This is a genomic window from Vibrio sp. 10N.261.51.C6, from assembly GCF_041471785.1.
GTDB classification, from domain to species: Bacteria; Pseudomonadota; Gammaproteobacteria; order Enterobacterales; family Vibrionaceae; genus Vibrio; species Vibrio crassostreae_C.
Genome location: NZ_JBFRPB010000034.1, coordinates 36,653 through 42,864, shown reverse-complemented (window position 1 = coordinate 42,864; position 6,212 = coordinate 36,653). Strand labels below are relative to the sequence as shown.

Sequence of the window (6,212 nt, the reverse complement as noted above, 5' to 3'; positions counted from 1 at the left end):
GCATCTGGAGCTGTTGTGTCAACTATGGTCTCGCTGTCTGTGCCTAGGCTATCCGGTTGGTCAACCGAACGGAAAGCATCAAGAAGACTCAAGCTTTGAGTACGAGACATTCCCAGCGCTTCAAAGCCCGTCGTTACAAATTCAGTACCTGGAATGGTTTCTTCACCGTCGCGCTCAATAGTCCCGCTACTTACTAGGCTTGAACCACTTTCACCAGCTGCCGTTGCAAATTCTTCGCCTAGCTCCGTCGGATCCTGACCTTCTTCTAAAGCCGCAAAGATATTTGCAATGTCTTGGTCTAGTTCAACTTCACCGCCATCTTCAGGCGAAAAACGCTTGACTGAAATTGGAGATTCAGAGTTTTCGCTTTGGGATTCAAGAATGACATCCCCTGCTTGTAATGGCTGGCCGTCTTCTAGGACTTTAATTGTACCATCTACCGAAACAACAATGCGTTGACCAAGTGCCAGTGCACCGCTCACATTCAATACTGTCATGTCCATATAAACCCCTAAAACCCATTTTCAATCAAAACGTCAAAATAGTGACATTGTATTTATAATATTAGACAAAATATAACACCTAACACTATATAATTCATAGTTATGAATGCATATTTTAACAAGTTCGTATACACCATGATGACAACGGTCACATACATCAATATCGAAAGCGCTCTCAAATTTTACATAAGTTATTGTGCTAACGAAAAATAATTGACATATTAATAGGGTTCAAAGTGCATCAAAACATCACAATACGCACAGCGATCGGCTAACAACTTTACAACCATTTACGAGCACCAATTGTAGCGATCGTAAATTTTTTGGCGGTTCATCTGAATTTTGTATATTATCGTGCAAAATTAAGACTCAGGTGTGATTCATTTTGGAGAGATGCAAATTGAACAGGATTCAAACGACGACCATAGGGCTATCTATAGCACTGACCTTTCCAGCTACAGCACAAACCTTAGAGCAAGCTGTCGCTTCTACGTTGGAAAGCAACCCTGAAATCAAAAGTGCTTATAACGAATATATCAGTAAGCGTTATCTTAACGACGCTTCTGGTGGTGCTTATCGACCAAGTATAGACCTAGATGGTGGGATTGGTTATGAACATACAGATCTTGCAACCAACCCTGGCACTACCGATCTGACTAGAAAAGAAGCAACTATCACCTTGACCCAGTTAATATGGGATGGCGCTAATACATCCAATGATATTGACCGTACTGCGGCTGATGCAGAGTCCGTGCGCTATCAACTACTATCTAACGCGCAAGACATCGCTTTAGAAGTAACAAAGGTTTATCTTGATGCAGTGAAAGCCTATGAAGTGCTTTCTCTTTCAGAAAGTAACTTAGCGACGCACAAAGAGATATATAACGATATTCGTAAGCGCGTGGAATCAGGTATTGGTTCAACCGCAGATATGTCACAAGTTGAAGCTCGTATTGCGAAAGCGCACGGGAATTTGCTTGCTGCTCAAAACAACCTTTTTGATACGCATACTCAGTTTAAAAGACTTGTTGGTCAATCTCCTTTAGGGTTAACTTTCCCTCGCGCAGATGCGGGTGCAATTCCTTATACCGTTGATGGTGCGTTGGCAAAAGCGTTTAACCAGCATCCAGTCATTAAGATTGCACAAGCCGATGTTGACTCAGCGAAGTTCCAATACAAACAATCTAAGAGTACCAACTACCCGACTGTTTCTTTTGAAGCCGCTCAAACTTGGCGTGATGACGCCGGTGGTACAGAAGGCAGCAGCGATGAGTTTTCTGCCATGGTTCGTTTAAGATACAACCTTTACAATGGTGGTTCGGATCAAGACCGCACAGAAAGTGCAGCCTACCAACTCAACAAAGCCAAGGACCTTCGCGAAAGTACTTACCGCAATGTAGAAGAGAGTCTACGTCTATCATGGAGCGCACTTGATTTAACGGTTCAGCAAAAAGAGTTCCTATCTGACCACGTAGACTCGGCATCAGACACGGTAATCTCATATGAGAAACAATACCGTATCGGTAAACGTACCCTTCTCGACTTACTTAACACTGAGAATGAATTATTCGAAGCTCGTAAAGGCTATTTAGATGCTAAGTATGACGAGCAATACGCAAAATATCGCGTAATGAACGCAACTGGTAACCTACTCATCGGTTTACGAGTTGAGATCCCAGAAGAATGGAATGAAAAGGTGGAATATTAATGAAGCTTACCAACACAGTATTATCGCTTTGCTTCATGGTTGTATCTGCCAATGCTTTAGCTGAAAACAACGAAGATGAATTCGAATATCGCGCTCTACCGCCGGTCACTCAAATTTACGATCTTCAAGATGATGACAATGACGGTGTAATAAACGCGCGAGATTTATGTCCCGATACACAAATTGGTGCCGAGATCGATAACGACGGTTGTGGATCATATTTCGAGTCATCGGAAAAGAAAGAGCTGCATATACTCTTCGCTAATAATTCAACGGAAATAAACCCTGTCTTTCTAGGGCAGATACGCCAAATGGCGGCATTTTTAAAGCGCTACGAAAGTACCAGCATTGAATTGCAAGGTTATGCCAGCAAAGTAGGTAACGCGGAACATAACCTAAAGCTTTCGAAAGAACGTGCATCACATGTAAGACGAGCGCTAATTAGCAACGGTATTCAGCCATCTAGAGTCAGCATCGTAGGTCATGGTGATTCTGAATTCAGCAGTGATGACACCCAAATCAATCACGCACTACATCGAAAAGTTGTTGCTTCCGTTGTTGGATTTAAGGGTAATATCAAAGAAGAATGGCACATCTTCACCAAAATTAAAAAGTAGGCGTACCCAGCTTTTACCATACTGAAACGTTATCTTAAGTTAACGTTTCGGTATGGTGATAATTCCTTGAATAGCATATACCTAAGCCGTCTATAATGTTAATCTTGCCACGTTATCAACATAGAGAATTAATCCATGAGCAAACTAACAGCTGATACTCAAGCAAATCTAGAACTTTTCGTTTCTGAAACACAAGAAACTAAACTGGTATGGGGCCTTCGCAACGAAGAAGGTTGGCTAGCATGTGACTCAAGTGAATTCGAAAACAGCGAAGTGATGCCATTCTGGTCTTCAAAAGAAGATGCTCAAACTCACAACGTTGAAGAGTGGGCTGACTTCGAAGTATTAGAAATTCCACTAGATATCTTTGTAGAAGATTGGTTACTGACTCTTGCTGAAGACGGCGTTCTTGTTGGTACTAACTGGAATGCAACATTAGAAGGCAAAGAACTTGAGCCTTCTGACCTAGCGAAATTATACATCTAATTTCCGATATCGGTCGCACGATTCGCGCGACCGATATACCTCTGATTAGTATCAATAAATTAGAGACCTACCTCGCATAACCACGTAGTCGCACCATTCAAAATTTGAAGCAACATCAAACTAACAATAGAATATCGTTCTTTATCTGATTGATCGTCTCTTGTGAATCACTTCGTTTTTGTTACCTTTCTACTATTCATTAGCTTTTGTTCTTATAGCCAAGTATCAACATCAGATCGTGACCACAATTCACCAGTCTATACCTCCAATCTAAGCTCTACTCCAAATGCTGATTGGAACGCGCTTTATCTCTCTACTTTAAACCACTCTCCTGAGCGCGCATTAAACATGCTGCAAACACGCTACATCGGCTCAACGGTTTATGGAGATAAGCTTTACCTTGCGTCTCTTCTGTATCAATACATGAGCCACCGAGATCAGCCGTTCTACGGAATCGCTTCAAACGACAATGACTACCAAGCGATAGAAACAGCGTTTATTTCTGCTCTGAGGAAAGACGGCAAAGGCCAATATGAACAAGCACAACAAGGCTTTCTAACACTTTTGGCGAAAATGCAATCTCGCAGTGATTTAACTGGTAAAGCCTTACTAGAGTACCAGCTATGCCGATCGCTTAACGAGCAAGCTAAATACCATCAAGCGAACTATTACTGCTCTGCCCTTCAGTCAGATTTACATGACATCGCTGACCCTGTATTACCAAAATTCGGGACTTATCGAGTCATCGCGAACAATCATCATTTCCGCAGTGACTATCAAGCTGCACTAGACACCTACCTATCACTAATAAACGTGTTTCCACAAGGGCATGATATTTCAGGGGTTTACAACGATGTGGGTAACTTGCTCAAAGAATTAAAGCAATATGAAAAATCGGCGGAGTATCTAGAGCAAGCTCTCATTCTCAGAGTAAACGCTTCAGATTTAATGAAAGCACAAGTGCATCACAGCCTTGCGGATCTCTACCTTAACCAAGAGCAAAGTGAACTAGCAATTCACCACTTTCAGACAGCAAGAACACTGCTGAGCTCAACGTCGCATAGCTACGGTATTGCACTCACAAGTCTTGGCTTAGGAAAAGCGTACACTCAAACGAAAAACTATGATGTGGCGAGAACCTACCTAATTGAGTCTCTTTCAGCTTCGAGCGAACTGAGCAATGATGTCATTCGCATCAATGCTTACTTGGCGATCAGCGATATGTTCGAAGAACAGAAACTGCCAACGGAAGCACTCAACTATGCTCAACAAGCGCTAGAATTAGCTGAACAAGTCACAAGGCATAAATACATCGCGCAGTCACTTCTTCAGCTTTCTGATATTCATCAATCACTCAGCGATTACCAACAAGCTTTCTATTTCTACCAGCGATACTCGTCAATACAAATGGAAGCTAGAGATATCGACAATCGACTCGCACTCGAAGCGCTCGGCCTGACGCACGCCAAATATGAACAAGAACTAGAAAGCTCTTTCCTGACACATCAGACGAAACTCGACCGCGTTCAAATTGAAAAAATGGAACATCAAAGATGGATGTACAACATCGTTGTTATTCTGTTGCTTTGCGCTGCAAGCTTCACGGTATTGATAAACAAAACGGTTCGCGCAAAAGCAGCAATTGATGGCTTAACGAAAGCATATAGCCGAACTGAGATAATTCGAAGAATCAAAAGAGTGAAACGCTGTAAAGGGACGGACAAACAGCATGTGCTCGTGCTGCTCGATCTAGATAAGTTTAAGAAGATTAATGATGAGCATGGGCACCCTACTGGTGATCGGGCACTGGTCCATATTAGTGATCAAATTAGAAAACACTTAGTGAATGGTGAATTGTTTGGTCGCTTAGGGGGTGAAGAATTTGTCATCATGTTAACCGATACCCCACCAGCAGAGGTACGAGAACGCGTTGAAGAGTTGCACTACGCCATTTCAAGCACTGTCTTTTTATCAGAAAGCAAAAAGTCACTTAATGTGACCGCGAGTTTTGCTTATCTAGCAACCTCAAACGCATTAAGTGACTTTGATGACTTGTATTCAGTGCTCGACCAAGCACTCTATCAAGCCAAAAGCAACGGCCGAAACTGCATTATTGATGCATATAACGAACCGATTGATTTACCTGAAATTATTTATTCTCAGCCTGTTTGCGAACCAACTCAGCCATGATGCTTTCGCGATCACCGAGGTAATCGTTAAGGCCAACTTTACGCAGTTCACATGCCGGACAATCGCCACAGCCATCACCAACAATGCCGTTGTAACAAGTCAGTGTTTTGTTTCTAACAAGTTCAAGTGCTGAGTACTGGTCTGCTAGCGCCCATGTCTCAGCCTTGTTTAACCACATTAGCGGTGTTTTGATATCAAGCTGCTTGTCCATACCTTGTACAAGTGCAGAGTTCATCGCCTTCACAAAGTCATTACGACAATCAGGGTAACCAGAAAAGTCTGTTTCACACACACCTGTAATCACGGTTTCAGCACCGATTTGGTAAGCGTAAATACCCGCTAGAGTCAGAAATAGAATATTACGACCAGGAACGAATGAATTCGGCAGCCCATTCTCTTGCAGCTCATGAGACACAGGAATATCGTCACGAGTCAAAGAGCTGATAGCCAGTTCATTCAACAGAGTCACATCCATCACTTTGTGCGCTTTCACACCAAGCTCTTTCGACAATGACTCAGCAACTTCAATCTCGAGTCTATGGCGCTGACCATAATCAAACGTAATCGCATGAACTTCATCATACTCTTTTAAAGCTTGAACAAGACACGTTGTTGAGTCTTGACCACCACTGAATACTACGACTGCTTTTTTCATCTTAAATCCTTACGAGAATCTTCTACTAGCGACTTATCTAGACCAGTAAACAA

Annotated in this window: 5 protein-coding genes and 1 pseudogene; 4 read left to right on the top strand and 2 right to left on the bottom strand. The window is 42.4% G+C overall.

Features of this window, described 5'->3' with window-relative positions; genetic code table 11:
• A pseudogene (locus AB4375_RS09840) lies at positions 1 to 503 on the bottom strand (adhesin); the annotation flags it as partial.
• 442 nt (positions 504 to 945) lie between these two features.
• On the opposite strand from AB4375_RS09840, the gene AB4375_RS09835 reads away from it, so the two are divergent.
• The 4 genes from AB4375_RS09835 to AB4375_RS09820 all read left to right on the top strand — a co-directional run bounded on the left by AB4375_RS09835 (position 946) and on the right by AB4375_RS09820 (position 5,504).
• Positions 946 to 2,211, top strand: coding sequence for a TolC family outer membrane protein (locus tag AB4375_RS09835; RefSeq protein ID WP_029235541.1), 1,266 nt, complete (start codon positions 946 to 948; stop codon positions 2,209 to 2,211).
• A complete protein-coding gene (locus tag AB4375_RS09830) occupies positions 2,211 to 2,828 on the top strand; it encodes an OmpA family protein (RefSeq protein WP_017062306.1) in 618 nt (205 codons plus the stop codon). Before AB4375_RS09835 ends, AB4375_RS09830 begins: the two co-directional genes overlap by 1 nt.
• Positions 2,829 to 2,963: 135 nt before the next feature.
• Positions 2,964 to 3,314, top strand: a complete 351-nt coding sequence (locus AB4375_RS09825; protein WP_017062305.1) for a DUF2750 domain-containing protein — start codon at positions 2,964 to 2,966, stop codon at positions 3,312 to 3,314.
• Between the two features lie 162 nt (positions 3,315 to 3,476).
• The gene (locus AB4375_RS09820) at positions 3,477 to 5,504 is read left to right on the top strand and encodes a diguanylate cyclase (protein ID WP_372051461.1); all 2,028 of its coding nucleotides are present in this window, start codon (positions 3,477 to 3,479) and stop codon (positions 5,502 to 5,504) included.
• Here the strand turns inward: AB4375_RS09820 and queC are convergent.
• Positions 5,464 to 6,159, bottom strand: a complete 696-nt coding sequence (gene queC / locus AB4375_RS09815; protein ID WP_017063822.1) for a 7-cyano-7-deazaguanine synthase QueC — start codon at positions 6,157 to 6,159, stop codon at positions 5,464 to 5,466. The genes AB4375_RS09820 and queC overlap by 41 nt on opposite strands.
• Positions 6,160 to 6,212 lie beyond the last annotated feature (53 nt).

Excerpts from the sequence above, each read along its gene's own strand:
- queC (WP_017063822.1), bottom strand. The coding sequence starts at position 6,159 with ATGAAAAAAGCAGTCGTAGTATTCAGTGGTGGTCAAGACTCAACAACG.
- AB4375_RS09825 (WP_017062305.1), top strand. The coding sequence starts at position 2,964 with ATGAGCAAACTAACAGCTGATACTCAAGCAAATCTAGAACTTTTCGTT.
- AB4375_RS09830 (WP_017062306.1), top strand. The coding sequence starts at position 2,211 with ATGAAGCTTACCAACACAGTATTATCGCTTTGCTTCATGGTTGTATCT.